This window comes from Sporichthya polymorpha DSM 43042 (assembly GCF_000384115.1).
In the GTDB taxonomy this organism is placed as follows: Bacteria; Actinomycetota; Actinomycetes; order Sporichthyales; family Sporichthyaceae; genus Sporichthya; species Sporichthya polymorpha.
Genome location: NZ_KB913029.1, coordinates 2,534,444 through 2,558,268, shown reverse-complemented (window position 1 = coordinate 2,558,268; position 23,825 = coordinate 2,534,444). Strand labels below are relative to the sequence as shown.

The following is a 23,825-nucleotide window of genomic DNA, read 5'->3' as shown; positions in this document are numbered from 1 at the left end:
GATCAGAACGTCCGCGCCGGGGCGATCCGGCTGCGGGTCCGGTCCGCGACGAAGTCCGGACGGACGCTCTCCGAGACGCTGGACTTCGCCCCGGCCGGCGAGAACCGCTTGGACTCGATCTGCCAGGCGAGGTTGTCGTCGGCCTTGAGGATGATCCCGCTCGGCACCGCGTTCTTCAGGTTCGCGAAGTCGAGCTTGAGGCCGAGCCCCACGTCGAAGGAGCGCATGGTCCTGAGCTGCTTGACGAAGTCCGTACGGGTCACCTTCGGGCCGATCGCCTTCAGCGTGGCCACGATCGCGGCGGCGCCGACGTAGGCGGCCTGCTCGTAGAAGTGGTGGAAGGTGTTCGGGTAGTAGAACTCGGTGATCTTCTTGTACTCGCGCAGCCCGGGCGAGTCCGACTTGTAGAAGTCGTACATCGTCAGGCCGTACATGCCCTTGCCGTACGCGCCGGCGGCCAGCGGCACGTCGTCCGCGGCGACGAACCCGCCGAAGAAGATCGGCTTCCAGCCGGTGCGCTGCGCGGCCTGGATGAACTTGATCGTGTTCACCGGGTCGTTGCAGAACAGGACGGAGTCGACGTTCGCGTTCTTCAGCGCCGCGACCTGGCTGTCGAGGCTGGTCTCGACGTCGGCGTTGAGCGCGACCGACACCATCTGGGCCCCGAGGGCCTCGGCGGTGGACTTGACCTTGCCCGTGCAGGACGGACCGGCGCCGTTACGGAGCTGCGAGACGCCGATGCGCTTGACGCCCAGCGTCTTCACCGCGTGGGTGGTGATGAGGGCGCCGACCGAACCGCCGGGGATCTGCGTCGGGTACATCCACGGGCTGGTGAACTCCTGGTCGTACAGACCGGAGGAGCCGACCCACGGCAGCTTGTTGTCGGCCAGGGTCTTCTGGACGATGTCCAGGTTGAAGTCCAGGGACGGGCCCATCATGAAGACCTTGTCCTGGGCGGCCAGCTTGGACAGGCAGCCGGTCGTGCCGTCGGCGGTCCCGCCGGTGTCGCACGGCGAGTAGACGATCTTGCGCCCGCAGATGCCGCCCTGGCTGTTGATGTAGTTGAAGTAGGCGGTGGCCGCGTTCTGCGAGACCTGGCTGTACTTGTCCAGGAAGCCGCCGTTGAAGAACGTGGCGCCGATCTTGATGGTCGTCTCGGTGACCCCGGTGTCCGTGGCGCCGCCGTTGCCGCCGGCCGGCGCGGCCGCGCCACAGGCGACGGTGCCGCCGGCCGGCTTGGTGGCCGTGGCGCCGGTGTCGTTGGTCGTCGCCGACTTGTTCTTGTCGCCGGCGGCGGCCGCGTCGGGGGCGGTGGCGGGGCCGGCGCCCTGGGCCGCCGGCGCCGCGCCCGCGCCGGGGACGACCGCTCCCGGAACGTCGGCGCCGGCCGCCGGGGCCGCCGCGCCGCCACCGAGGTCCGGCCCCGCGGCACCGGCGGCCGGACCGGCCGCCCGCTGCGCGGCGACGGACTCCTTGACCTCCTGGGAGGCACCACAGGCAGTGACCAGGGCACCGGCCGCGAGGAGCGCGACCAGTCGGACCGATGAGAGCGAGCGGGAGGAGGGCACGTTCAACTCCGGGGACTTGTTGTGCTGCGGGACCAAAGACGTGTGGTCAAAGGTACGAATCGACGTGATTGGGGTCACTGTCACACGGGCACAATCTCCGTCGCCCCCTTTGGGCTCACCGGACCAGCCCCGCGGACGCCCGGGGCCGGCCCGACCGTTCGGTTGCACAATCGTGACGAAATCGGACACCGAATCGCGCGCCGGCGACTGCGGAGTGTGAGATCGGGAATTCGAGCGGACGCCGGTGACCTGGGTCGCGGGACGTGGTTGTGTGGGGGCGTGTCCGGCGGCGCTGACCTGACCGCGGCCGCGCAGATCGCCGCGGCGGTCCGACGTCTCGCGGCCTCCCGTGCGGCACTGACCGCGGACCTGGTCGCGCTGTTCGCCGCCGAGATCGCGCCGCTGCAGCACGACGACCCGATGCGCAGCCTGCTGGCTGCGTCCACCGACGAGAGCGTGGCCGCCGGCCTGTACGTGCTGGAGCAGGGCGTGGACCCCCGCCTGCTCGGTGCGCCGCCGGCCGCGCTCGCCTACGCGCGCCGACTCGCCCAGCGGGGCATCCCGGTGTCCGCCCTGCTGCGCGCCTACCGCCTGGGCCACGCGGCCTTCATCGAGGCCGCCCTGTCCGAACTGGCCGCCGATCCCGACTGCAGCCCGGCCGAGACCGCGGCCGCGGGGGTGCACCTGCTGCGCGTCTCCACCGCCTACGTCGACTCGGTCTCCGAGCTCCTCGTCGTCGCGTACGAGGAGGAACGCGCCACGTGGACGCAGCACCGCTCGTTCGTGCGGACCGCGCGGATCGCTGCGCTCCTGGACGGCGAACCGGTGGACCTCGCCGCCACCGAGACCGCGCTCGGGTACCGGCTCGGGCAGACGCATCTGGCCGCCCTGCTCTGGTTCGAGGCGCCGTCCGCCGAACCCGGCGAGCAGCTGCGCCGACTCGAGCAGCTGACGGCGGCGGCCGCGGCCGTCCACCAGGGGCAGCATCTTTTCCTGCCGACCGACGAGGCCAGCGCTTCGGTCTGGATCAGCGTGCCGGACGAGTTGGAGGACCTCGACGACCTCGTACGGGTGCTGGGCGGACGAGCGGGGGCCCTGGGGGAACCTGCCCCGCGGGTCGCGCTCGGCCGCCCCGAGTTCGGGGTGGACGGTTTCCGCGCCAGCCACCGGCAGGCCGACCAGGCCCGGAGTGTTGCGCTCGCGGCCGGTCCCGCCGCAGCCCGGGTCACCTCGTTCTCCGACGTCGGGGCGATCGCGCTGCTGTGCGCCGATCTGGCGGCCACCCGGGTCTGGGTGGCCGACACCCTCGGCGCGCTCGCCGTCGACGACGAGGACACCGAACGCCTGCGCGAGACCGTTCGCGTGTTCCTCAACCTCGGGTCCAGCCACACCGCCGCGGCCCGGACGCTGAACCTGCACAAGAACTCCGTGCAGTACCGGATCGCGAAGGCCGAGGCGCTGCGCGGGCGGCCCTTCCGCTCGGACCGCGCGGACATCGAGCTGGCGCTGCGCGCCTGCCGGGTGCTCGGACCGGCCGTGCTACGGCCGTCGACGTGACGCCCCGTCAACAGCTGTTGTGCCCCGGCCACGGCGGACCGGGCGACCTCTGGTGCGGCGGACCATGGGCACCGGGTGTCGTCAGTTCCTAGCGTCGTACCACCCGAACTGCAGCGCTGCGGAAGGTGACGGCCGATGACCACCGACATCTGGTTCGACAACGAGGAACTGTCGAACGCGAGCGGCAATCCCGACCGGCCCTACGACGAGATCAACCTGTCGGCGGAGGCCTTCTGGTGGGCGACCGCGGCCGAGCGGGAGAAGACATTCGCGGTGCTGCGCCGGGAGCGGCCGATCACCTGGCAGCCGCCGTTCGAGGCGCAGCTGATCGAGGTTCCGGACGACTACGGGTACTGGGCGATCACGACCCACCGTCACCTGATCGAGGTCACCCGCCGGCCGGAGGACTTCCGCTCCGCGCCGTCGATCCTGATGGAGAATCTGCCGGTCCAGGTCATCGACGCCGCGCAGTCGATCATCGCGATGGACCCGCCGCGGCACACCGGCCTACGCCGGTTGCTCGCGTCGGCCTTCACCCCCAAGCAGATGCGCCGGATCGAGGATCAGATCCACGCGAACGCGGCGCGGGTCGTCGACAACCTGATCCAGAAGGCGAAGGAGTCACCGGACGGGTGGGTGGACTTCGTCGCCGAGTGCGCCTCGCTCCTGCCGATGCACAACATCAACGACATGATGGGCATCCCGGACGGCCAGCGGCAGGAAGCCGCCGAGTGGATGATGAAGGCGACCTCCTGGGGCGATCCGGAGTACGCGGAGACTCAGGACGAGACGATCGAGATGCTCTTCGACGCCGTCGTGTACATGCACGACCTCGCCGAGGACCTCATCGAGCAGCGCCGGGTGAACCCGGGACCGGACCTGTTCTCCTCGCTCGTCCTCGCCGAGGTCGACGGTGAGCGACTGACCAACCACGAGATCGGGTCGTTCTTCGTCCTGCTGACGATCGCCGGCAACGACACGACCCGACAGTCGATCGCGCACGGGCTCAAGGCGCTGACGGACTTCCCCGAGCAGCGCGCGTGGCTGCTCGAGGACCTGCCGAACCGGATGGGCACCGCGGTCGAGGAGATCGTGCGCTGGGCGACCCCGATCGCGACGTTCCGCCGCACCGCCGCCCGCGACTGCGAGCTCGACGGCGTCCAGATCACGCAGGGCGACAAGGTCGTGCTGTTCTACTCCTCCGCCAACCGCGACGAGCTGGCGATCGAGCGCCCGCACGAGCTGGACCTGTCCCGGCACCCGAACCCGCACGTCGGGTTCGGCGGCGGCGGGATCCACCACTGCCTGGGCAACCAGCTCGCCCGGTTCCAGGTCCGGGCCCTGTTCTCCGAGCTGCTGACGCGGTGCCCGGACATCGTCGCCGGGGAGCCGGAGATGACGCCCAGCAACTTCTTCCACATCGTGAAGCGGATGCCCTGCCGGCCGTTCCCGGCCTGATCGGACATTGGTACTTACTCGGAGTAAGAAACGGGGTTATGGTGGTCTCATGAGCGATTCCGTGGACGTCCTCATCATCGGCGCGGGCCTGTCCGGCATCGGGACCGCGACGCGCCTGCAGCGCGAACGGCCGGGCAGCACGTACGAGATCCTCGAGGCCCGGGACGCGATCGGCGGGACCTGGGACCTGTTCCAGTACCCCGGCATCCGCTCCGACACGGACGCCTTCACCATGGGCTACTCGTTCCGGCCCTGGCGCGGGCGCGAGTCCATCACCTCCGGCGACTCGCTCCGCACGTACATCCGCGACATGGCCCGGGACGCCGGCGTCGAGCAGCACATCCGCTTCCGCACCAAGGCGCTCGGGGCGTCGTGGTCCTCGGAGACCGCGCGGTGGACCGTGCGCGCCGAGAGCGACGGACAGCCCGTCGAGATCACCGCGAGCTTCCTCTACGTGTGCGCGGGCTACTACGACTACGACAAGGGCCACACGCCACACTTCCCCGGCCAGGAGGAGTTCGCCGGGACGCTCGTGTACCCGCAGTTCTGGCCGAAGGACCTCGACTACGCGGGCAAGCGCGTCGTCGTCATCGGCAGCGGCGCCACGGCGATCACGCTCGTGCCGTCAATGGCCCCGACGGCCGCTCACGTGACGATGCTTCAGCGCACGCCGACGTGGGTGCTCTCGCTCCCCGAGGTCGACAAGGTCGCCGTCGGCCTGCAGAAGGTGCTGCCGGCGTCGGCCGCGCACCGGATCGTGCGGGCGAAGAACGTCCTGACGCTGCAGACGATGTACGCGCTCAGCCGGCGGCGCCCGCAGACGTTCAAGAACATCTGCCGCAAGACCGCGCTGCACTTCCTCAAGGACCCGGCGTACGTCGACGAGCACTTCACACCGCCGTACGAGCCGTGGGACCAGCGGCTGTGCCTGGTGCCGAACGGCGACCTGTTCAAGGCGATCCGCGACGGCTCCGTCGACGTGGTCACCGACCACATCGAGCGGTTCGAGCAGGCCGGCATCCGCCTGAAGTCGGGCCAGTTCCTGGAGGCGGACGTCATCGTCTCCGCGACCGGCCTCACCCTCAAGCCGCTCGGTGGCCTGACCCTCGACGTCGACGGCCGACGGGTCGACATCTCCGACACCGTCGCCTACCGCGCCTGGATGCTGTCGGGCGTCCCGAACTTCGGGTTCTGCTTCGGCTACTCCAACAACTCCTGGACGCTGCGCGCCGACCTGTCGGCCCGGTACCTGATCCGCCTCCTCGACCACATGGAGGCTCACGGGTTTCGCACCGCGCTCCCGACCCCGCCGCCGGGCATGGAGCGCCGGCCGTTCCTGGATCTGACGTCGGGTTACGTCCAGCGGGGCATCGACCAGTTCCCGAAGTCCGGCACCGTCGGGCCGTGGGTCGTCACCCAGAACTACCTGGGCGACCTCCTCGCCTCCCGCCGCGCCGACGTCACCGAGGACATCGTGTTCTCCGCGACCGCGAAGGTCCCGGCACCGGCCTAACGTCCGCCGGGGCGGCGCAGGCCCTGTTCGAGGAGTGTGATCGCTCGCGCGACGCGGTCGGTGAAACTGTCGCGCTCCTGACCGTGCGCGTAGACACAGGCCCGCAGCGAGCTGACGATCGCGCCGCCGACGACGTGGCAGTACAGGTCGGCTCGCTTGCGCCCGGTCGCCGTCGCGAAGGTGGCCGCGATGATCTCCTCCCACTTCAGGAGGTTGGTCGCCATGGGACCCTGCAGCGCCGGGTCGGTGAGCCAGAGCGCGAACTGAGCGGCGAAGAAGTCCGGATCGGCTTCGGTGAAGCTCTCGACCGCCGCGATCACGGCGTCGCGGACGACCGGCCAGGCGTCGTCCCCACGCTTCACCACGGCGCACGCGGCCCGGAACCCCTCGGTCGCCTCGGGAACGCCGAGGAAGACGGCCTCCTCCTTGGTCGCGAAGTACCGGAAGAAGCTGCTCGGGTGATAGTCGGCGGCCTGGGCGATCTCGGCAACGGTCGTCGCGTCGAACCCCTGCTCGGTCATGAGCGTCACGGCGCGGTGCGCGAGATCCCGCCGGACCCGGGAGCGGCGCAGTTCGACCTTCGTCCGTCCGGGCACGTCGTCGACTGTAGGCCATCGCAAGATTACGAGTGACTCTTGTTATTGCGAGTCACTCTTACTTAGGCTGTCGCTCATGGACCGCGCCCTCGAGATCGACGTCACCACACAGCTGCTCGACCTGATGGCCAATCCCTCGATGGCGATCGGCGACGAGATGACAGAAGTGCCGGTCGCCGTCTACACCGACCCGGAACGCTTCGCCCGGGAGCAGCAGCGCCTGTTCGCCGGCCTCCCGCTGCTGGCCGGGCTCTCCGGCGAGCTGCCGGAACCGGGCGACTGGAAGTTGTTCGAGCCGCCCGGGACGTCCCTGCTGCTGGTGCGCGGCGACGACGGGGTGGTCCGCGGGTTGCGGAACGCCTGCCGTCATCGCGGCGCCCCGGTCGTCGAGGAGGCGAGCGGATCCAACCGGAGCTTCACCTGCCCGTACCACTCGTGGACCTACAACCGCGCCGGCGAACTCGTCGGCGTCCCGCAGGCGGAGACGTTCCCCGGGTTGTGCCGGGAGGCGCGCGGCCTGTCGGCCGTGTCGGTCGCCGAGCGCGCCGGCGTCCTGTGGGTGCTGCCGACCTCGCAGGGCGAGCCGTTCGACCTCGACACCCACCTCGGTCCGTTCGACGCCGAGCTCCACCGGTGGAACCTCGGCGACCTGCACTACTTCGACCGTCGCGTGCACCGCATCGCGGCGAACTGGAAGCTGGCGGTGGACACCTTCACCGAGGGCTACCACATCCCGAACCTGCACCAGAACACGATCAACATGTTCGCCGCCAACGGGCTGCTACTGGCGGACAGCTTCGGCCGGCACCACCGGCAGGCCGTCGCGATGCGCTGCCTGACCGACTCCACCGAGGGTCCGACCGAGACCTGGACCGGCTTCGACGACGGCGGCATCGGGTTCGTCTACCTGATCTTCCCAAACACGATCCTGCTGTTCTTCGGCGACCACGCCGAGCTGTTCCAGGTCTTCCCCGACGGCATCGACCACTCGGTCACCGTGCAGTCGCTGTACTCCTACGACCCGATCGAGACCGAGGACCAGCGCATCATTCTCGAGACCGCCCTCGACTTCTTCTACGAGATCATCGGCTCCCAGGACTACCGCATGGCCGCCGGCGTCCAGCGCCTGATCGCCACCGGGGCGAACGAGACCTATCTCCTCGGGCGGTGCGAGGCCCTGACCCAGGCCCTCCACCGCGACTGGGCCGCCGCGACCGGCTACTGACTGCGATCGCGCCAGCGGTCGTTGGACGGATCGAGGAGGGCGCGGATGCGGTCGTCGTCGGCCCAGGCGAGGGCTTCGAGGGTGAGGGCGTCGAGATAGCCGACGTGCTCGGTGGTCAGGTCCTCGATGCGCAGCCGCGGCCCGTTGCCGCGGCGGTCGATCGAGAGATGGACGGCCGCGAACTCGTTCTCGACGACGCCCAGCGGCTCGAGCTCCGGTTCCTCCATGAGATCGACCCGATCAGATCAGGAACGAGAGCGTGTACAGGGGCATGTCCCGGTCGACGAGCGTGACCTTCTTCCAGGACAGTTTGATCTCGTCGCCCACCCGACGCAGGCGGTACTCGACACGGCCGGCCCAGAGCACGGTGCCGCGCTCGCGGCACTCGACCGCGAGCAGAGCGGCGGCGACCTCGGTGTCGCCGTTCTCGTGCCGGCCGAGGATCTCGACGTTGCTGATCGAGTGGACGACGTTCGACTTCGGGATCTGCGAGTGCCGCTTGCCCGACTTCAACTGACGGACGCGGGTGCCGATCCGGGACCGGTTGTCGAACAGCACGGAGACCTGGGTGGTGGGGTCCTCGGCGGACTCACCGCCGGCGGGCACCCAGTAGATGGCGTCGTCGGTCCACAGCGCCTCCCACCCGTCGTAGTCGTGGGCGTCGGAGAGCCGGGCCTCCCGGTAGACGAACTGCTCCGCCTCGGTGAGCGGAATGACGCCCGGGCCGGTCGAACGATCGGCCAGCCGTTCGGACACCGCCGTCATCACTTCTCCATCAGGGACTTGTAGTGGCGCCAGATCGCGCGGATCGGCACCTCGTCGGTGTTGTAGCCGATGAGCTTGCCGTTCTCGTCGACCCGCTCGCGGTTGGCGCCGCGGTTGACGACCAGCCACTCGGGGTCGCGGGCCCGGACGCCGCGCTGGTTGCGCTCGTACATCTCGGAGTCGTCGGCGAGCAGGAAGCCGGCCGGGCCGACCGAGCCGATCGTCTGCTGAAGCAGACGGCGGTTCATCTCCTCGCCGCCGTCGAGCTGAATGGCCGTCACGTGCTGCACGGTCTCGTCGACCGCCATCGGTTGGATGACGAAGATCTGGATCTCGGCGATGAACAGGTTGGGGAAGACCATGAGGTGCGGCGAGCCCTCGATGAGGATCTCGTCGGTCTTGTCCCCGTGAACCTCGCGCATCTTCGCGATGTAGTTGGGGACCTTGTCCGGGGTGGTGCCGAACCAGCCCATGACGTTGCCGAGCCGCCGGAACTCGGGGCGCAGGTCGTTCTCGGTGTGCCCGTTGCCGAGGTCACGGCTGACGGCCTCCGCGGTGTCGGAGTACAGCGCGCCGATGCCGCTCTCGGCGGAGACGAAGACCGAGGAGTGCACGAACTGCGGGTGGTACCCGTCGGTCTCGTTCTCCAGCAGCATCTTCCAGTTGGCCTTGACCTTGTGCTTCAGCCAGCCGGCGGTCAGTTGGATCTTGCCGTTCGGCGAGAGGCGGACGAGGCGGTCGATCTCCTTCGCCGCGTCCCCGAGGTGCTCCAGCAGTGACGGGGCGTCCGGGTTGAAGCAGCCGAAGACGAAGCCCTGGTAGGACTCGACGCGCGGGACGCGGCCAAGGCCGAGCTTCGACTTGTCGACGATGCCCTCGTACCCCTTCTTGTAGGGGAAGCCGAGCAGGTCGCCGTTGTTGGCGTACGTCCAGCCGTGGTACTGGCAGCGGAAGCCGGTGGCGTTGCCCTTCGGCGCCTCGCAGACGAGGTTCGCGCGGTGCGCGCAGCGGTTCTGGAGCAGGTGGATCGAGCCGTCCTTCGCGCGGCTCATGATCACCGTCTGCGGACCGAACGGCTTGACGACGTAGTCGTTGATCTCGGCGATCTCGGACTCGTGCCCGACGTACACCCACGTCGAGTAGAAGATCTTGGCCATCTCGTCGGCGAAGATCTCGGGGTCGGTGTACAGCGAGCCGTGGATCCGGTCGGGCCGGATCAGCTCGTCGTACTTACTGCCCGTGGTGGTCATGACAGCTCCTTGCCGACGATGGACACGAACGAGACGCAGCTGCCCGGGCGGCCGCCCAGGTTGTGCGTGAGACCGAGCTTCGGGTCGTCGAGCTGGCGCTCGCCCGCCTCCCCGCGGAACTGCAACCAGCACTCGAACAGCATCCGGAGACCGGACGCGCCGACCGGGTGGCCGAAGGACTTCAGCCCGCCGTCGGGGTTGACCGAGATGCGGCCGCCGAGGTCGAAGTCCCCGTTGAGGACGTCCTTCCAGGCGCTGCCGCGCGGGGAGAACCCGAGGTCCTCCATCAGCACGATCTCGGTCGGGGTGAAGCAGTCGTGCACCTCGGCGAGGTCGAGGTCGGTGCCACTGATGCCGGCCTGCCGGTAGGCGTCCTCGGCGCTGACCACGACCTCGGGGAACGAGGTGTAGTCGTAGCCCGGGTCGGCGGCTCCGCTGCCCGGCCCGGCCACCATCGACAGACCCTTCACGTACATCGGACGGTCGGTGTAGCGGTGGGCGTCCTCGGCGCGGACGATCAACGCGGCCGCCGCGCCGTCGGAGACGCCGGAGCAGTCGAAGACCCCGAGCCGACCGGCCACCAACGGCGAGCCGGAGATCTTCTCCTTCGCCACCGGCTTGCGGAACTGCGCCCGCGGGTTCTTCGCGCCGTTCTGATGGTTCTTCCACGCGACGTGGGTCATCGCGTCCCGGAAGGCCTGCGGATCGACGCCGTACTTCCGGCAGTACGCGGGGTCGAGCAGCGAGAAGGCCGCCGGTGCGGTGAGCGTGAGGTCGGGGCTGGTGCCGTCGTTCGCGACGGCGGGCCGGACCAGTCCGGAGTAACCGGAGTCCTTGAGCTTCTCGACGCCAACCGCCATCGCGACGTCGTAGGCCCCGGAGGCCACGGCGTAGCAGGCGTTGCGGAAGGCCTCGGATCCCGTGGCGCAGAAGTTCTCGACGCGGGTGACCGGCTTGTACTCCAGCGCCAGCGGCTTGGCCAGGATCATGCCGGACAGGCCCGACGCCATCGTGCCGAGCCAGTAGGCGTCGACGTCCGCGGACGTGAGTCCGTTGGTCGAGGCGTAGCACTCGGTGGTCGCGTCGAGAAGCATGTCGTCGACGCTGCGGTCCCAGTGCTCGCCGAACGTCGTGCAGCCCATGCCGACGATCGCGACCTGGTCGCGGATGCCCTTACTCCCCATCGCGAGCCTCCTTGAGGATGCGGGCCTTCCAGAAGTAGTTGTGCACGCCACCGGAGGTGTAGAGCTTCCGGAAGGTCAGGCCCACCCGGGAGCCGACGGTGATGTCCTCAGGTTTGGCGTCCGCCAGCTCGAGCAGGGTGCGGCCACCGCCGTCGAAGTCGACGACGGCGTCGATCACCGGCGGCGACATCGAGTACGCGAGCCGGTCGACGGTGAAGGTGACGACGGTGCCGGTCGCGTCCGCGAGCGGGGTCGGCGTCATCTGGTCGGCGACCCGGCAGGAGACGCAGACCCGCGACGGGGGCAGGTGCAGGAAGCCGCACTTGTCGCAGCGGCTGCCGACGAAGCCGAACTTCCAGTCGAGCCCGCGCGCGCTCGGCGGTCCGGCCGGGCGCTCGGGATCGGGGCGGCGCGGGCCCTCGCGCTCGAGCAGACCGCGCCAGGTCAGGTAGGTGCCGTAGCCGACCTCCCGGCCGCCGGCGAGCTGTTCGCGGAGCGGGCTGCTCGCCCGGTGGCCGGCGATGCGGTCGGCGACCCGCCAGACGGTCGCGTCGGCGCCGTCGACCGCGGAGATCGTCAGCACCGTCTGACCGGGCTCGGCGCGGTCGAGGACGTCGGCGAGCCGGAGCCCGAGGTCGGCCGCCCCGGCCTGACCAAGCGTCAGGTCGGCGCCGACGTCCGCACCGCCGTGCGCGGCGCGGGCGGCCGTCGCGGTCCGGGTGTGCGGGCAGGAGACGACGACGTGGTCGGTGGCGCTCAGCCCCGCCGCGGCCAGGGCCTGCGTCGTGGCGGCCTCGATCAGGGGCGTGTACATCTCCTGACCAAAGCGCTCCTCCCAGCTCGAGGCCGAGTGGTCGCCGGGGGCGCGCCAGCGGTCGAGGAACTCGCCAGTCACGGAGGCCGTGGCGACCGGGACCAGGAGCGCCTCGTCCTCCGGGCCGAACAGGAACGCGGCCGCCCCGTCGGCGTTCTGGAGCTCGTCCGCGGAGCCGGGGGTGCCGACGCGGACATCGGAGAGGACGGCCAGGCCACCGGGCTGAGCCGCCGCCGCCCGGAGCGCGCCCTGCGCCGACCGGGCCGACCCCGCGACGTCGACCGCGAACCCGTCGCTCCCGAGCCCGAGCGCCGCGTGGATCGCGGAGGCGTTGGTCTTCTCGGCGTAGGCCGGGGACGTCGTCGCGAACCAGATCGAGGCGGGCCGCCGGCCCGCCAGCGCCGCCCGCGCAGCCTCGACCGCGAGCGTCGTCGAGTCCTCGTCGTAGGAGGCCACCACCCGGGTGCCCTTGCCCCGCCCGGCCCCCAGGGTCGCGGCCACATCGGCCAGCGCGAGCCGGTGGGCGGGCAGGTACGCGGCGTACGCCACGATCCCCTGCGACATGCGGGTCCTCCGGTGGTGGGCGACGTGCGGCGGCACTGCCCGGAGAGTTTCTCGGTCACACTGCTCGGACAGTGTGTCCAGACTACCGCTCCGCCGGACCCCTGCCAAGCGGCCCCCGCCTTAGCCCGGCCGCGCTTCACTCGCTGGGGCTGTGCCTCACTCGCCAGGCCGGGCGAGTGAAGCCTGGCTGCGGCGAGTGAAGCGCGTCCCCCGGAGGCCCCACACGTTGACGACGTGACAGTTTTGAATCTACATTCAAAACTGTGAGTTCCTCCGAGGACGTCGTCCGACGGCTCTACGACGCGCTCGCCGCGGGTGACACCGCGACGATCGGGGCTCTGCTGCACCCGGAGTTCGAGGGCGTGATCGCCGACGGGATGCCCGCCGGGGCCGGGGAGCACGCGGGCGCGGGCGCGATGTGGGACGACGGCTGGAAGCAGATCGGCCGGGCGTTCGCCGCGGGCCCGAAGCCGACGGAGTTCGCGCCCCTGGCCGACGGGCGGCTGCTCGTCACCGGCCGGTACACCGGCCACGGACGGCGCGGGGGCGGACCGCTCGACGCGGCGTTCACGCACCTGTTCAGCTTCCGCGACGGCCGCATCTCCCGGCTGGAGCAGGTCACCGACACCGCCCGGTGGCGGGAGGCGGCAGCACCGCTGTGGACGATGACGCTCGAACTCGCCGACGGCGTCGCGACCGTCACGCTGAACCGGCCCGAGGTCGGGAACGCCTTCGACGTCGCGATGACCGACGACATCCTCGAACTCTCGACCCGCCTCTCCCGCGAGACCGACCTGCGGTGCGTCCTGCTCCGCTCGAAGGGCCCGTTCACCGTCGGGGGCAACCTCGATTTCCTCGGCCCGCAGGAGCAGGACGAGCGCGCGGCGACGCTGCACCGGATGATCGGCGACTACCACGTCGCGCTCGAGCGTCTCGCCGCTCTGGACGCACCGCTGGTCGCCGCCGTCAGCGGTTCGGCCGGTGGCGGCGGGCTCGGCCTGGTCTGCGCGGCCGACGTCGCCATCGCTGCCGACGACGCCGCCTTCGCGCTCGGGTACGCCGCACTCGGCATGACGTCCGACGGCGGCAACAGCTGGTACCTGCCGCGCCTGATCGGGCTGCGCCGGACGCAACAGCTCTACCTGCTCAACCGCCGCCTCACCGCCGCCGAGGCACTCGAGTGGGGCCTGCTCACCGACGTCGTCCCCGCGGCCGAGGTCGACGCCGAGGCCGCCCGCATCGCCGCGAAGCTCGCCGCCGGCCCGACGCGCGCGTTCGCCGCGATGCGCCGGCTCCTGCGCGACAGCTTCGATCACTCCCTGCGCGACCAGCTCGCCGCCGAACTGCGCGAGGTGGACGAGATCGCCCGCACGTCCGACCTCGGCGAGGGCATGAGCGCCTTCGCCGCCCGCCGCCGCCCGGACTTCCGCGGCCGTTGATCGTTGCGTCCGAACATCTGGTCGCTATTGCAGCCACTTCTTCGGACGTCAGGAGGGAGAGCACCGTGGACAGCAGCCTGATCGTCGACAGCCCGGAGCGCGCGGCGCTGCGCGCGGCCGTCGGGAAGCTCGTCGGCAAGTACGGCCACGAGTACTTCGCCGACTGCGCGACGCGGCACGTCGAGCCGACCGAGCTGTGGAAGGACCTCGGCGCGGCCGGGTTCCTCGGCATCCACCTGTCCGAGGAGTACGGCGGCGGGGGCGGCACGATGGGCGACCTCGCGGTCGCGATCGAGGAAACCGCGACGCAGGGCTGCCCGCTGCTTCTGAGCGTCATCTCCCCCGCGATCTGCGGCACGATCCTCGACAAGCACGGCAGCCACGAGCTCAAGTCGCGTTGGCTGCCCGGCATCGCCGACGGCTCGCGAAAGATGGCGTTCGCGATCACCGAGCCCGACGCCGGGTCGAACAGCCACGTCATCACGACGACGGCGCGGCCGGACGGCGACGGCTGGCGGATCAACGGCACCAAGTACTGGACGTCCGCCATCGACGAGGCGGACGCCGTCCTCGTGGTGGTGCGGCAGCCCGAGCCGGACGCGAAGGGCAAGCACCCGCTCTCGCTGTTCGTCGTCCCCACCGACGCACCCGGCCTGAGCTGGACCCCGATCCCGGCGGCGCTGTCCCAGCCGGAGCACCAGTTCACCGTCTTCTTCGACGACGTCGCGATCGGGCCGGAGGCGCTGATCGGCGTCGAGGGCCAGGGGCTGCGGCAGGTGTTCTCCGGCCTGAACCCGGAGCGCATCACCGCCGCGTGCATCAGCAACGGCATCGCGCGGTACGCGCTCAACAAGGCGGTCCGGTACGCGACGGAGCGTCAGGTCTGGAACGTGCCGATCGGTTCACACCAGGGCGTCTCGCACCCGCTCGCCGAGTGCTACATCGGCACCCAGACGGCGCGGCTCGTGACGTACCGCGCGGCCGAGCTCTACGACCTCGGGCTCGAGGCCGGCGAGGCGTCGAACATCGCGAAGTTCGTCTCGGCCGACTCGTCGCTGCGGACGCTCGACCAGGCGATGCAGGTCCACGGCGGCAACGGGATGTCGCTCGAATACGGTCTCGCCGATCTCTGGTTCGTCGCCCGCATGCTCAAGACGGCCCCGGTGAGCCGGGAGATGGTGCTCAACTTCGTCGCCCAGCACAGCCTCAAGCTCCCGGCCTCGTACTAGTCCTGACGATCCGACTGACGGAGGCTCACCCGATGGCCACACCGGCACGCGCCCAGTCGAAGTCCGAGGCCACCCGCGAGCGCATCCTCGACGCCACCGCCGAGGTGCTCAACGCCAAGGGCTACGCCGGCACGCGCCTGTCCGACATCGCGGAGCTCGCCCGGGTCCAGCCGACGGCCGTCTACTACTACTTCAACTCGCGCGACGAGGTCATCGGCGAGGCGGTCCAGGAAGGTGTGCGCCGCGTCCTCGCGTCCGTCGAGCGGGAGCTGGCGGCGCTCCCGGCGAGCGCGACCCCGATGGACCGCATCGAGGCCGCCGTCGCCGGTCACCTGCAGGCCACGCTGCGCGACTCGAAGTACGGCGCGGTCGCGATCCGGCTGGCGTCGTCGCTGCCGCCCGCGCTGCGCGAGGCCCAGCTCGTCGACGAGCGCCGGTACGGCGTGCTCTGGCGGACGCTGATCGCGGACGCCACCCGCACGGGCCAGCTCAACCCCGCCCTCGACCCGGCGGCCGCCCGCATGTTCGTCCTCGGTGCCCTCAACTGGGCGGCCGAGTGGTTCAACCCGTCCCGCGGGTCACTGGCCCGCACCATCTCGACCGCTCAGCTGATGATCCGTCAGGGTCTGAGCGCCCCCTCGGAGGAGACATGACGGACTACGACGTCCTCGTCATCGGAGCCGGTGCCGGCGGCCTGTTCGCGGCGGCCCGCCTGGCGCACGCCGGGCGATCGGTCCTGGTGGTCGAGCGTCTCGACAAGGTCGGCGGCCGCGCGTCGACGACCGAGGTCGAGGGCTTTCAGGTCAACGACGGCGCGATCGTCATCGAGGTCGGTGGCATCACCGAGGAGACCTGTCGGGAGGTGGGTGCGCGCTTCGACATCCGCGAGCCGTCCCCGCCGATCCTCTACCGCGTCGGGAAGAAGGACGTCGATGTCACCGGCGGTGGCTGGGGTCTGCTGCTGTCGAAGATGTCGCGCTCCGGCGCGAAGATCCTCGGCGGCATCGGCGCCGCCCGGTCCGACGACGGCCTGCCCGAGCACGAACTCACCCTCGAGCAGTGGCTGAACAAGTACACGAAGAACGAGTCGGTGCACGGGATCTTCCGGAACATGTGTGCCTCGATCTTCGCGGTGGGTTCTGACGAGCTCCCCGCCCGTGTGTTCCTCACCTACTTCACCCGCAAGAGCGCGTTCAAGCGGTTCGGCTTCCACCCCGAGGGGACGATCGGCCTCTGGAGGGCCTTGGCCGACGCCATCACCCAGCACGGCGGCGAGGTCCGCCTCTCCACCGAAGTCACGTCGCTTCAGATCTCGCCGGACTCCGCGACTGCGACGCTCGGCGACGGCAGCACGGTCACCGCGCGGGTCGTCCTCAGCAACGTCGGCCCGGCCAACACGGTCCGTCTGGTCGGTGAGGACGCCTTCGACGCCGACTACCTGATGGCGGTCAAGCGCGCGGACCGACCGAGCGCGATGGTCACCGTCAACTTCGCGAGCCAGGAGCGGCTGCTAGAGATGCCGGGCATGCTCGGCTTCGCGAAGTCCCGCCGCCTGGCGTACATGGCCAACTTCACCGACCTCTGCCCGGAGATGGCCCCACCCGGCTGGAACCTCTACGTCGCGACGGCGGTCCCGCGGCCGGCGGTCGGCGACTTCGACAACGACGCCGAACTCGCGCTGCTGTACGAGGACATCCGCGAGCACATCCCGGACTTCGACACCCGGGCCCGGGTCCTCTCCGAGGTCATCACCCGCGACGCCTGGCCGCCGCAGCGCGCCGTCGCCGGCTTCGACCTGACACCCGAGACGCCACTGCCGAACCTCTGGAACCTCGGCGACGGCGTCAAGGAGTACGCCAACGGCGGCACGACCGCGTGCGCCGAGACCGCCAAGATCGTCGTCGACCGCGTCCTGGCGCGCTTGTCCGCCTGACGAGCGCCCCCCTGCGTCGACAAGGGGTGACACCCCTTATCAACACAGCCGGTTGACAAAGGGTGACACCCCTAATCAACACAGCCCGGTCCACAAAGGGTGACACCCTTTTGTCAACACAGCCGGGCGACGGAGCCGGTCGACACAGCCGGTCGGCGAGGGGGTCAGCCGGCGCCGATGCCCATGCCGCCGGAGACGCCGAGGGTCTCGCCGGTGATGTAGGCGGCCTCCTCGGAGCAAAGGAACGCGACGGCGTCGGCGACCTCGCGGGGTTCGCCGAGCCGGCCGAGGGGCGTCAGGCGCTTCATGGCGGCGATCATGTCGTCACCCTTGGGGTGGGCGCGGACCTGATCGAGCAGCGGGGTGTCGATCGGGCCGGGCAGGATCGTGTTCGACGTGATCGAGAACCGCGCGTTCTCCAACGCGATCGACTTCGAGAACACGATGACGCCGCCCTTGGTCGCGGCGTAGACGGCGTTGCCCTTCGACCCGATGCGCCCGGCCTCGGAGGCGACGTTCACGATCCGGCCGTAGCGCCGCTCCTGCATCCCGCGCAGCACCGCGTGGGTGCACGCGAAGACGCCCTCCAGGTTCACCGAGACCAGGCGCCGCCAGTACTCCGGAGTCGCCTCGGTGAACCAGCAATGCTCGTCGAAGCCGGCGTTGTTGACGAGGATGTCGGCGCCGATCGCGGACAGCCGCTCCTCCACCGCGGCGAAGTCGGAGACGTCGAGCACGACGGGCGTCCCGCCGGTCTCGGCCGCGACCTTCTCGGCGGGCTCGGCGTCCCGGTCGACGACGTGGACGGACGCGCCGCCCGCGGCCAGGGCGCGGCAGATCGCCTCGCCGATCCCCCGGCCGCCGCCGGTGACGATCGCGGTCCGCCCGGTGAAGTCGGGCATCAGCGACCCTCGAACGTCGGGGTCCGCTTCTCGATGACGGCGGCGAGCGCCTCGCGCGCGTCCGCGGTGCCGGACAGCGCCGACACCGTGCGGGACTCGTCCGGGAACGCCTCCTCGATGGAGCGGCCGACGCCGTCCCAGAGCAGCCGCTTCGCCCCGGCCATCGCGAGCGGGGCGCCGGCCGCGAGGGTACGCGCCATCTCGAACGCGGACTCCAGGACCGCCTCGTCGTCGACCACGCGGTTGACGAGCCCGATCGCGAGGGCGTCGTCGGCGGTCAGCGTCGGGTTGAGCAGCACAATCTCCATCGCCCTGCGGAACCCGACGATCCGCTGCAGCGCGACGGTCGACCCGGCGTCCGGTGCCATGCCGGCGCGCGTCGCGCCCGACATGAACTTGGCCTTGCGCCCGGCGACGACGAGGTCGCCGGCGCACACCAGCCCGAGCCCACCGCCGCCGGCCGCGTAACCCTGCACCGCGACGACAACGGGCTGCTGCAGCCGGACCAGCGCACCGGCCACCATGCCGAGCCAGGTTGTGGCCTCGCGCAGGTAGTCCGGCAGTCCCTCACCCTTGGAGGCGAAGTCCTTCACGTCGCCGCCGGCGCAGAAGTGCCGCCCCTCGCCGGAGAGCACGACGGCCCGCATCGACGCGTCGCCGTGACACACCATCACCGCGTCGAACAACGCCTTGAGGAACTCGTTGCTCATCGCGTTCGACGCCTCGGGCCGGTTCAGCCGCAGGTGCCCCACGCCGTCGGGGTGGAGGTCGAGCAGGACGAGGCCGTCCCCGATCAGGGCCTTCGGTTCCGAGGTCACGCACTGTCCTTCCGGTTGCTGAAGGCGTCCACGGCCGCGGCGCCGGCGTCGCCCAGAATGTGGTCGAGGACCGCTTCGAGCTCGAGGTCGAGCGCGTCGTCGAGCGGCAGCTCCAGACCGCCGCGGAGAAGCCGCTTGGACTGCGCGCGGGCCGCACGGGAGCCCCGCGAGAGTCGCTTGATCAGGCTGGCCAGCGCGGCGTCCACGTCCTCGGCGACCTCGTACACCAGGCCCCACTCCTGCGCCTGACGAGCCGTCAGGGCGTCGCCGGTGAGTACGAGCGCGGACGCCCGGGCGCGCCCGACCAGCCGCGAGAGCAGCTGGGTCCCGCCGCCGCCCGGGATCTGCCCGAACCGGGAGTGGATGTCGGCGAACGTGGCGGACTCCGCGGCGAGGACGATGTCGCACGAGCAGGCGAGCTCGAACCCGCCCGCGACCGCGTGGCCCTCGACGACCGCGACGACCGGCACCTCGGCCTGGGCGATCGCGGCCCGGGCGTCGCGGAACGCGGTGAACATCGTCGCGAGGTCCACGCGTCCCTTCGCCCGCAGCGCGTCGAGCTGCGCGACGTCGCCGCCGGCACAGAAGGTCCCGCCCGCGCCGCGGACGACGAGAACGTCGACCTCCGGCTCCAGCTCGCGCACCCCCGCGGCCAGCCCGTGGCTGAGCTCGACGGTGATCGCGTTCTTCGCCTCCGGCCGGTTCAGAGTGATGTACCCGACCCGGCCGTCGGCGCGGACGAGTACCTCGTCGCTCACTTCACGTACCGGACGATCGCCTCGAGCACCGCCGCGGGCTTGGCGGCGCCCTTGACCTCGATGGTCGCGCCCATGACCGCCTGCGCGCCGCCGTCGAAGGTCGACACCTCGTTGATCGACAGCGACATGCGGACCTCGGAGTTCACCGGGACCGGCGAGGGGAACCGCACCTTGTTGAAGCCGTAGTTCACGCCCATCGAGACGTTCCGGACCTCGTAGATCTGCAGCATCAGCGCGGGGTACAGCGACAGCGTCAGCAGACCGTGCGCGATCGTCGCGCCGAAGGGGCCCTCCGCGGCCCGCTCCGGGTCGACGTGGATCCACTGGTGGTCACCGGTCGCGTCGGCGAAGGTGTCGATCCGCTTCTGGTCGACGAGGACCCAGTCGGAGGAACCGAGGTCGGTCCCGGCGGCGGCGACGAACTCGTCGAGGTTCTCGAACACCCGCATGGGAGGGCTCGCTTTCGTGAGTCAGAGGTTGAGCTGGTACGGAAGCCGCTTGGTGGCGCACATGAAGTTACCGACCAAGTACTCCGGCTCGCCCACCTCGAAGTTCGGCGCGCGGGTGAGGATCTCCTTCCACAGGTGCCGCAGCTGGGTCTTGGCCAGCATCGACCCCATGCAGAAGTGCGGCCCGCCGCCGCCGAAGCCGACGTGCGGGTTGGGGTCGCGGCGGACGTCGAAGACCCACGGATCGGCGAAGACCGCCTCGTCCCGGTTCCCCGACTCGTAGAACATGCCGATCCAGTCTCCTTGCGAGATCTGGATCCCGTTCAGCTCGCAGTCGCGGGTCGCGGTGCGCCGGAACGTCATGACCGGCGTCGCCCAGCGGACCATCTCCTCGACCGCGGTGGGCGCGTACGCGTCGAAGTCCTCGATCAGGAGCTTGCGCGCCTCGGGGAAGTCGGTCAGCGCCTTCGCGGTCTGCGAGGTCGTGTTGCGCGTGGTGTCGTTGCCGGCCACGGCGAGCAGACAGAAGTAGCCGGCGATCTCGTCCTCGGTCAGCTTGCCGCCGTCGACCTCGGCCTGGACCAGGTTGGTCATCAGGTCGTCCTGCGGGTTCTCGCGCCGGTCGGCGATCAGCGTCGTCGCGACGCGCAGCAGCGAGAGCAGGGACTCCATGAGGAGCTCCTCGGGCGCGAGACCGGCCCGGACCTCGTCGTCCGCCCAGGCGACCATTCCCTCGACACCGCGGACGGTGTCGGCGTGGAACTCCTCCGGGACGCCCATCATGTCGAAGATCGTCTGCATCGGGAGCTTCATCGAGACCTGGCGGACCCAGTCCCCTTCGGGGTGCTCCAGCAGGTCGTCCACGATCTTCACGGCGCGTGCGTGGATCTGCTCCTCGATGATCCGGACGCGGCGGGGCGTGAACGCCGACGAGACGAGCTTGCGCAGCTTGGTGTGCCGCGGGGCGTCCATCGCGAGGAACGAGGAGACGGTCTCGAGGATCTCGGTCGGGACCTCCTCGAGCGTGATCCCGTTGCCCGAACAGAAGTCCTCCGGCCGGGTGGAGACCTCCTTGATGAGGGCGTTGGACGTGACCGCCCAGAACCCCTCCTGCTGTTCGTCGGGCTCCATCATCGAGCCCTCCGCCGGCGGGTGCCAGCTCAGCGGGCGCTCCCGCCGCAGGATCGAGAGCTCCTCGTCGCGACCCCGTGGATCCTTCGACCAGAACGCGAGCGGCGACAACGACACCGAGTCGTAGGCCGGCTTCGGGTGACCCATGGAACGTCCCTTCCGAGCGGGGGCGGCAGCGCAACTACAGGAAGTCTGGACACATTGTCCGAGATCGGGTCTACTGTGGTCAACCTCCAGCGTTTCTGGAGTACATTTTCACTATTGAATCGCCGTTACAAAAAATCTAGGTTGGTCAGATGACGCCGGGAATCCAACGCGCGTGCCTCTGGAGCGGACCGGTCTTCATCGCGGTGTTCTTCGGTGGCATCCTCGCGGCCGGGTGGCTGCCGCCGCCCGAGGCCAACATGTCCGCCGACGAGATCGCGGAGATGTACCGCTCGAACACCGACGGCATCCGCACCGGTGCGCTCCTCATCGGCCTGTCGAGCTTCTTCCAGGGTGTGTGGATCGCACTGATGAGCCGACAGCTGCGCCGCATCGAGGGGGACCGCCCCCTGTTCACCTACACGCAGCTCGCCGCCGGCGGGGCCGGGATCATGGTCGTCATCGTCCCGGCCTTCACCTTTGCCGCTGCCGCGTACGCCCCGGAGCGGGACCCGGAGATCACCGCCGCGTTCCACAGTCTGGGCATCCTCTGCATGGTGGGCATCGGCTGGCCCGCGATCCTGCAGTGCGTCTCAGTCGGCGTGGCCACGCTCGGCGACAAGCGGGAACGCCCGCTCTTTCCTCGCTGGTTCGGCTACGCGAACCTCTGGGTCGCGTTCGCTTTCCTGCCCGGCCCGTTCATCATCTACTTCCACACCGGAGCGTTCGCGTGGAACGGGTTCGCCACCTTCTGGATCCCGGCCAACGTCTTCGGCGTCTGGTTCGCCCTGTGGTTCGTGATGCTGCGGCGCGCGATCGAGGACGAAGCCGCGGAGGACGCGATGGCTGAACTCTCCGACGTCGAGTTTCAGGTGCAGCGCGGATGACCCTCACCGAGAACCCCCGCGACGTCCGCACCGACCGGCCCGCGGCGATCCCCGGCGAGCCGGGCCTGTGGCTCTTCATGTTCGCGGACATGCTGCTGTTCGCCGCGTTGTTCGGCATCGTGATCTACGTTCGGGACGACCAGCCCGCGATGTTCGCGGAGTCCCAGGCGACGTTGAACCAGACGCTGGGCCTGATCAACACGTTGCTGCTGCTCACCGGTTCGCTGTTCGTGGCCATGGCCGTGCACGGGAACCGCACCGGCGCCGGCCGCCCCGACCGACTCGTGCTGGGGGCCATCGGGTGCGGCTTCGGCTTCCTGGCGATCAAGGCTCTGGAGTGGGGGTCGAGCATTGCGGACGGTCACACCGTCTCGACCAACGACTTCTTCCAGGCCTACTACATGTTGACCGGGATCCACCTGGCCCACGTGACGATCGGCCTCGGCTTGCTGTTCGCAATGTGGCGCGAGCTCGGCCGTCCGCAACCCCGGCGCGGCTTCCTCGAAGGTAGCGGCTGCTACTGGCACCTCGTCGACCTGCTCTGGGTCGTCCTGTTCCCGCTCATCTACCTGACGCCGGTGGGCTGACCGATGGCTCTTAACCCGTCCAACTCGCACACGGTGACGTTCCTGCGCACGTCGATCGGGACGACCTGGCTGGCGCTCATCGCCGCCACCCTGATCGCGTGGTGGGTCGGCACCGACCACGGTCTCAGTGACCCGACCGCCGCAGCCTCGCTCGTGCTCGGCGTCGCGGTCGTGAAGATCTACCTGATCGGCATGGAGTTCATGGAACTCCGGCACGCGGATCCCCGCCTGCGGACGGCCTTCGCGGCCTACTGCGCGCTGGTCGGGGTCGGTCTGATCGGAATGCTCGTCATCCTCTGACGGGTCATCCTCGACGGGTCACCTCCGGACGGGGCCGCCGTTCGGGCCGCGGATGCCGAAGACCACGAGGTCGGTCATCTCGCGCGCGATCGTCTCCTCGGACGGTGGCCGCGTGACACCGCTGAAGAACCAGTCGTCGAGCACGGCCATCGACAGCACCATGCCGAACGTGGCGCGCACGGCGACGGTCGGGTTCGCGCCGAGCCCGCGGCCGGCCATCTCGCGGCGGGTGAAGCGCTCCAGCCGTTCGAGCGGCTTGGCGAACGCGTCGGAGAGCGGGTCGCCGTCCGGGTCGTGCTCGGCGTCGAACGAGTTGGCGCCGATGAGCGCGACGATCAGCTCCCGGTGCTCGCGCATCATGTCGTGCAGGGCGTGTATCCACGCACCGGTGAGGCCCTCGGTCGACATGCTGTTGGCGATGTAGGTCGCCTGCCAGGAGTCGACGAAGTCGTCGATCAGGGTGCGAAAGGGCTCCACCACCGCCGCGCGGAACAGACCGACCTTGTTCCCGAAGTGACGGAAGATCAGGGCCTCGTTGACGCCGGCATCAGCCGCGATCTCTCGCGTGCTGGCGCCGGCGTAACCACGAGCGGCGAACAGACGGCGGGCACTGTCGAGCAGGAGGCCACGGACGACCGCGGAGGGCCGGCGCACCGGGCGCCGGGCCAGCACCTCGCGCTCTGATCCGGGCACCCGGGCCTCCGTCGTCATGGACCGTCGTTCACCTATTGTGCGTCAGATTGTCTCAAGATGC

At 70.0% G+C, this 23,825-nt stretch carries 24 protein-coding genes; 11 read left to right on the top strand and 13 right to left on the bottom strand.

What is annotated here, in order from left to right:
• Positions 1-2: 2 nt before the first annotated feature.
• On the bottom strand, positions 3-1,568 hold the full coding sequence (locus SPOPO_RS0112600; protein WP_156869853.1) for an ABC transporter substrate-binding protein: 1,566 nt from the start codon (positions 1,566-1,568) through the stop codon (positions 3-5).
• A gap of 279 nt (positions 1,569-1,847) precedes the next feature.
• Between SPOPO_RS0112600 and SPOPO_RS0112595 the strand changes: the two genes are divergently transcribed.
• The 3 genes from SPOPO_RS0112595 to SPOPO_RS0112585 all read left to right on the top strand — a co-directional run bounded on the left by SPOPO_RS0112595 (position 1,848) and on the right by SPOPO_RS0112585 (position 6,096).
• On the top strand, positions 1,848-3,125 hold the full coding sequence (locus SPOPO_RS0112595; RefSeq protein ID WP_019875159.1) for a PucR family transcriptional regulator: 1,278 nt from the start codon (positions 1,848-1,850) through the stop codon (positions 3,123-3,125).
• A 135-nt stretch (positions 3,126-3,260) separates the two neighbouring features.
• Positions 3,261-4,583 carry a cytochrome P450 gene (locus SPOPO_RS0112590; RefSeq protein WP_019875158.1) on the top strand — a complete coding sequence of 441 codons (1,323 nt, stop codon included), beginning with the start codon at positions 3,261-3,263 and terminating at the stop codon, positions 4,581-4,583.
• Between the two features lie 49 nt (positions 4,584-4,632).
• Positions 4,633-6,096 (top strand): flavin-containing monooxygenase, encoded by a 1,464-nt coding sequence (locus tag SPOPO_RS0112585; RefSeq protein WP_028984739.1) that lies wholly within the window; start codon positions 4,633-4,635, stop codon positions 6,094-6,096.
• Here SPOPO_RS0112585 and SPOPO_RS32785 read toward each other — a convergent pair.
• Entirely contained in the window at positions 6,093-6,692 is a 600-nt protein-coding gene (locus SPOPO_RS32785; protein ID WP_019875156.1) for an acyl-CoA-like ligand-binding transcription factor, read from the bottom strand. The two genes, SPOPO_RS0112585 and SPOPO_RS32785, sit on opposite strands and share 4 nt — an antisense overlap.
• 76 nt (positions 6,693-6,768) lie before the next feature.
• Between SPOPO_RS32785 and SPOPO_RS32780 the strand changes: the two genes are divergently transcribed.
• Positions 6,769-7,917 carry an aromatic ring-hydroxylating oxygenase subunit alpha gene (locus tag SPOPO_RS32780; protein WP_019875155.1) on the top strand — a complete coding sequence of 383 codons (1,149 nt, stop codon included), beginning with the start codon at positions 6,769-6,771 and terminating at the stop codon, positions 7,915-7,917.
• On the opposite strand, the gene SPOPO_RS0112570 is transcribed toward SPOPO_RS32780, so the two are convergent.
• Genes SPOPO_RS0112570 through SPOPO_RS0112550 form a run of 5 tightly spaced genes read right to left on the bottom strand, consistent with a single transcriptional unit; the run spans position 7,911 to position 12,494 of the window.
• Positions 7,911-8,144 (bottom strand): hypothetical protein, encoded by a 234-nt coding sequence (locus SPOPO_RS0112570; protein WP_019875154.1) that lies wholly within the window; start codon positions 8,142-8,144, stop codon positions 7,911-7,913. The genes SPOPO_RS32780 and SPOPO_RS0112570 overlap by 7 nt on opposite strands.
• Positions 8,145-8,157: 13 nt before the next feature.
• Positions 8,158-8,682 carry an aromatic-ring-hydroxylating dioxygenase subunit beta gene (locus tag SPOPO_RS0112565; RefSeq protein WP_019875152.1) on the bottom strand — a complete coding sequence of 175 codons (525 nt, stop codon included), beginning with the start codon at positions 8,680-8,682 and terminating at the stop codon, positions 8,158-8,160.
• Complete coding sequence (locus SPOPO_RS0112560; protein WP_019875151.1) at positions 8,682-9,932, bottom strand: aromatic ring-hydroxylating oxygenase subunit alpha; 1,251 nt, start codon at positions 9,930-9,932, stop codon at positions 8,682-8,684. The genes SPOPO_RS0112565 and SPOPO_RS0112560 overlap by 1 nt, the downstream gene beginning before the upstream one ends.
• On the bottom strand, positions 9,929-11,116 hold the full coding sequence (locus SPOPO_RS0112555) for an acetyl-CoA acetyltransferase (RefSeq protein WP_019875150.1): 1,188 nt from the start codon (positions 11,114-11,116) through the stop codon (positions 9,929-9,931). The genes SPOPO_RS0112560 and SPOPO_RS0112555 overlap by 4 nt, the downstream gene beginning before the upstream one ends.
• On the bottom strand, positions 11,106-12,494 hold the full coding sequence (locus tag SPOPO_RS0112550) for an OB-fold domain-containing protein (RefSeq protein ID WP_019875149.1): 1,389 nt from the start codon (positions 12,492-12,494) through the stop codon (positions 11,106-11,108). The genes SPOPO_RS0112555 and SPOPO_RS0112550 overlap by 11 nt, the downstream gene beginning before the upstream one ends.
• 263 nt (positions 12,495-12,757) lie before the next feature.
• Between SPOPO_RS0112550 and SPOPO_RS0112545 the strand changes: the two genes are divergently transcribed.
• The 4 genes from SPOPO_RS0112545 to SPOPO_RS0112530 all read left to right on the top strand — a co-directional run bounded on the left by SPOPO_RS0112545 (position 12,758) and on the right by SPOPO_RS0112530 (position 17,095).
• Positions 12,758-13,933, top strand: coding sequence for an enoyl-CoA hydratase-related protein (locus SPOPO_RS0112545; RefSeq protein WP_019875148.1), 1,176 nt, complete (start codon positions 12,758-12,760; stop codon positions 13,931-13,933).
• A gap of 65 nt (positions 13,934-13,998) precedes the next feature.
• Entirely contained in the window at positions 13,999-15,162 is a 1,164-nt protein-coding gene (locus tag SPOPO_RS0112540) for an acyl-CoA dehydrogenase family protein (RefSeq protein WP_019875147.1), read from the top strand.
• A gap of 32 nt (positions 15,163-15,194) precedes the next feature.
• Positions 15,195-15,815, top strand: coding sequence for a TetR/AcrR family transcriptional regulator (locus SPOPO_RS0112535; RefSeq protein WP_019875146.1), 621 nt, complete (start codon positions 15,195-15,197; stop codon positions 15,813-15,815).
• Positions 15,812-17,095 carry a phytoene desaturase family protein gene (locus SPOPO_RS0112530; RefSeq protein ID WP_019875145.1) on the top strand — a complete coding sequence of 428 codons (1,284 nt, stop codon included), beginning with the start codon at positions 15,812-15,814 and terminating at the stop codon, positions 17,093-17,095. The genes SPOPO_RS0112535 and SPOPO_RS0112530 overlap by 4 nt, the downstream gene beginning before the upstream one ends.
• Before the next feature lie 164 nt (positions 17,096-17,259).
• Here the strand turns inward: SPOPO_RS0112530 and SPOPO_RS0112525 are convergent, their stop codons facing one another.
• The 5 genes from SPOPO_RS0112525 to SPOPO_RS0112505 are packed head-to-tail and all read right to left on the bottom strand — an operon-like array spanning position 17,260 to position 21,300.
• Positions 17,260-17,997, bottom strand: a complete 738-nt coding sequence (locus SPOPO_RS0112525; protein WP_019875144.1) for an SDR family NAD(P)-dependent oxidoreductase — start codon at positions 17,995-17,997, stop codon at positions 17,260-17,262.
• Complete coding sequence (locus tag SPOPO_RS0112520) at positions 17,997-18,815, bottom strand: enoyl-CoA hydratase/isomerase family protein (RefSeq protein ID WP_019875143.1); 819 nt, start codon at positions 18,813-18,815, stop codon at positions 17,997-17,999. Before SPOPO_RS0112520 ends, SPOPO_RS0112525 begins: the two co-directional genes overlap by 1 nt.
• Entirely contained in the window at positions 18,812-19,573 is a 762-nt protein-coding gene (locus SPOPO_RS0112515; RefSeq protein ID WP_019875142.1) for an enoyl-CoA hydratase/isomerase family protein, read from the bottom strand. The genes SPOPO_RS0112520 and SPOPO_RS0112515 overlap by 4 nt, the downstream gene beginning before the upstream one ends.
• Entirely contained in the window at positions 19,570-20,022 is a 453-nt protein-coding gene (locus SPOPO_RS0112510) for a MaoC family dehydratase (protein ID WP_019875141.1), read from the bottom strand. The genes SPOPO_RS0112515 and SPOPO_RS0112510 overlap by 4 nt, the downstream gene beginning before the upstream one ends.
• Positions 20,023-20,043: 21 nt before the next feature.
• On the bottom strand, positions 20,044-21,300 hold the full coding sequence (locus tag SPOPO_RS0112505; RefSeq protein ID WP_019875140.1) for a cytochrome P450: 1,257 nt from the start codon (positions 21,298-21,300) through the stop codon (positions 20,044-20,046).
• A 149-nt stretch (positions 21,301-21,449) separates the two neighbouring features.
• Here SPOPO_RS0112505 and SPOPO_RS32775 point away from each other — a divergent pair, with 149 nt between their 5' ends.
• From SPOPO_RS32775 to SPOPO_RS0112490, 3 genes are read left to right on the top strand one after another with little or no spacing between them, the layout of a single operon-like run.
• Positions 21,450-22,184 (top strand): hypothetical protein, encoded by a 735-nt coding sequence (locus tag SPOPO_RS32775; RefSeq protein WP_019875139.1) that lies wholly within the window; start codon positions 21,450-21,452, stop codon positions 22,182-22,184.
• Positions 22,181-22,771, top strand: a complete 591-nt coding sequence (locus tag SPOPO_RS0112495; protein ID WP_019875136.1) for a cytochrome c oxidase subunit 3 — start codon at positions 22,181-22,183, stop codon at positions 22,769-22,771. The genes SPOPO_RS32775 and SPOPO_RS0112495 overlap by 4 nt, the downstream gene beginning before the upstream one ends.
• A gap of 3 nt (positions 22,772-22,774) precedes the next feature.
• Positions 22,775-23,071, top strand: coding sequence for a cytochrome C oxidase subunit IV family protein (locus tag SPOPO_RS0112490; protein WP_051098357.1), 297 nt, complete (start codon positions 22,775-22,777; stop codon positions 23,069-23,071).
• 18 nt (positions 23,072-23,089) lie between these two features.
• Here the strand turns inward: SPOPO_RS0112490 and SPOPO_RS32770 are convergent, their stop codons facing one another.
• Positions 23,090-23,782: a TetR/AcrR family transcriptional regulator gene (locus SPOPO_RS32770; protein WP_019875132.1), complete on the bottom strand. Its 693-nt coding sequence runs from the start codon at positions 23,780-23,782 to the stop codon at positions 23,090-23,092.
• Positions 23,783-23,825 lie beyond the last annotated feature (43 nt).